The sequence below is a fragment of the Pedobacter sp. UYP30 genome, assembly GCF_040547165.1.
Classification (GTDB): Bacteria; Bacteroidota; Bacteroidia; order Sphingobacteriales; family Sphingobacteriaceae; genus Pedobacter.
Genome location: NZ_JBEPPD010000047.1, coordinates 1 through 2,124, shown reverse-complemented (window position 1 = coordinate 2,124; position 2,124 = coordinate 1). Strand labels below are relative to the sequence as shown.

Below are 2,124 nucleotides of genomic sequence, written 5' to 3'. Positions count from 1 at the left end.
CGGTTATTATTGTGGGAAGAGTATATTGCAGGTTATCCAGAAGGGTTTCAATATTCCAGGTTCTGTGATCTGCTGCAGGAACACAACCGTGCCTCGAAGGCCGTAATGCATTTTGAGCATAAGGCGGCCGAAATGATGCAGGTAGATTTTGCCGGTGCACCATTGCATTATCTGGACGCCTCTACCGGGGAGCTGATCAGCTGTCCGGTATTTCTTGCCATTCTCCCCTTTAGCGGCTACGGTTATGTGGAAGCACTTGTAGATGCAAAGTTACCTCAGGTTTTATCGGCATTGAACAACGCGCTCATCTATATCGGTGGTGTGCCCAAAGGGGTAAAATCGGATAATATGAGGCAATGGGTATCCAAAAGCTCAAGATACGAGCCTGTTTTTACCGAGATGCTGGAGCAGTGGGCAAACCATAACAAGATTGCACTTTTTGCCGCACGCCCCTATAAGCCAAAGGACAAGCCAAGTGTCGAGAACTTTGTAAGGATAGCCTATATGCGCATCTATGCGAAACTCAGGAACCAGACTTTTTATAGCCTGGGGGAACTGAATGCGGCAATCAGGGTCAAGCTGAACGAACATCACCAGCTTAGCTTTCAACGCAAGAGTTTCAGTCGTTATGAACTCTTCCACAACAATGAGTCCGCACTCTTGCAGCCACTTCCCGAATCACCCTTCTTTATCCATCACTACACCAGGGCAAAAGTCCAGAAGAACTACCATGTGGTCGTGGGTGAGGACTGGCACTATTACAGCGTTCCCTTTAGGTATATCGGCAAAGAGGTCAGGATATCCTATTGCATGGACAGCGTTGAGGTCTTCCATAATTGCACCCGGATCGCAGTACACGTCCGAAGCTTCAGGAAACACCATTTTAGCACGGTCAGGGAACATATGCCCGAAGCGCACCAATCCTTTTCGGATGAAAAGGGATGGGATCCCGAATATTATCTGAAACAGGCTGAAAAAGCGGGTCAGAATACTTATGACTTTATTCAGAAACTGATGCAGAGCAACCCCGTGACCCATCAATCATATGCTGGCTGCTCTGGGCTGATGAGGCTTTTGAAAGCCTATGGAGCGGCAAGGATGGAAGCTGCCTGCAAAAGGGCACTTACCGGGCACAGGTTCAAATACACGGTGATAAAAAACATCCTTGACAACAATATGGACATGATCGAGGAAACAGAACAGAAAGAATACAGGACACCGCTGCACCAGAACGTTAGAGGTGCAGAAGCATATAAAAACAACTAATAAAGATCAATATGAATACACAGAACACAGCAGACCAGATGAAAAGCCTAAGGCTCAGTGGAATGGCCAGGCGCTATGAGGCAACACTACAATTGCCGATACACGATATCCAGGATCCACATTCAATGCTTGCCATGCTCGTCCAGGCAGAGATCGAGTACCGGGAGCATGCAAGAACAGAAAAATACCTCAGGTACAGTAAACTCAGGTATCATGCCCTTCCCGAGGATATACTCTGTACGCCCGAGCGCGGTATTACCCGTGAACAAATACTAAGACTCTCGGATGGCACCTTCATTGAACGTGGGGAAAATGTGCTTATTACCGGAGCTACCGGCTGTGGCAAAAGTTTTCTTGCCTGTGCACTCGGACGCAGTTCATGCCTGCTTGGATTCCGTACGCTATATTTCAGTATGAACAAGTTTCTGGATGCTCTTGCCCAGGCAAGGTTAGATGGAACTTACCTCCGATGGATAAAGGGGATCTCATCCAACAGGCTTCTGATACTCGACGACTTCGGGCTAAAGCCACTGAGCAATGATGCCAGGATCGCAATGCTTGATATTCTGGAGGATAGATATGGAAATGGCGCGACAATAATAACCTCACAGCTGCCGGTGGACAACTGGTATAACTTTATAGATGAACCCACACTTGCCGATGCAATTATGGACAGACTGTCAGCATCTGCCCACAGGATTGCACTTACGGGCAAATCCATGAGAAATAAAAAAAATCATTAAGTTTACAGAATATCACTTTGTCCAAAAGTGATATGGTAAAAAAGTTAGTGCTAAAGCCAGAACCAAACTGGTGTACTATGCCTCGGAATGTGGTGTACTTTGTTCGGAATAATCA

Annotated in this window: 2 protein-coding genes; both read left to right on the top strand. The window is 46.8% G+C overall.

From position 1 onward, the window contains the following. Positions 1 to 1,266 (top strand): IS21 family transposase (gene istA / locus ABIB40_RS20550; RefSeq protein WP_354361811.1); only part of this gene is annotated, 1,266 nt, incomplete at its 5' end. Between the two features lie 11 nt (positions 1,267 to 1,277). Further along, positions 1,278 to 2,009, top strand: coding sequence for an IS21-like element helper ATPase IstB (gene istB, locus ABIB40_RS20545; protein ID WP_354361809.1), 732 nt, complete (start codon positions 1,278 to 1,280; stop codon positions 2,007 to 2,009). The last annotated feature ends 115 nt before the right edge of the window (positions 2,010 to 2,124 follow it).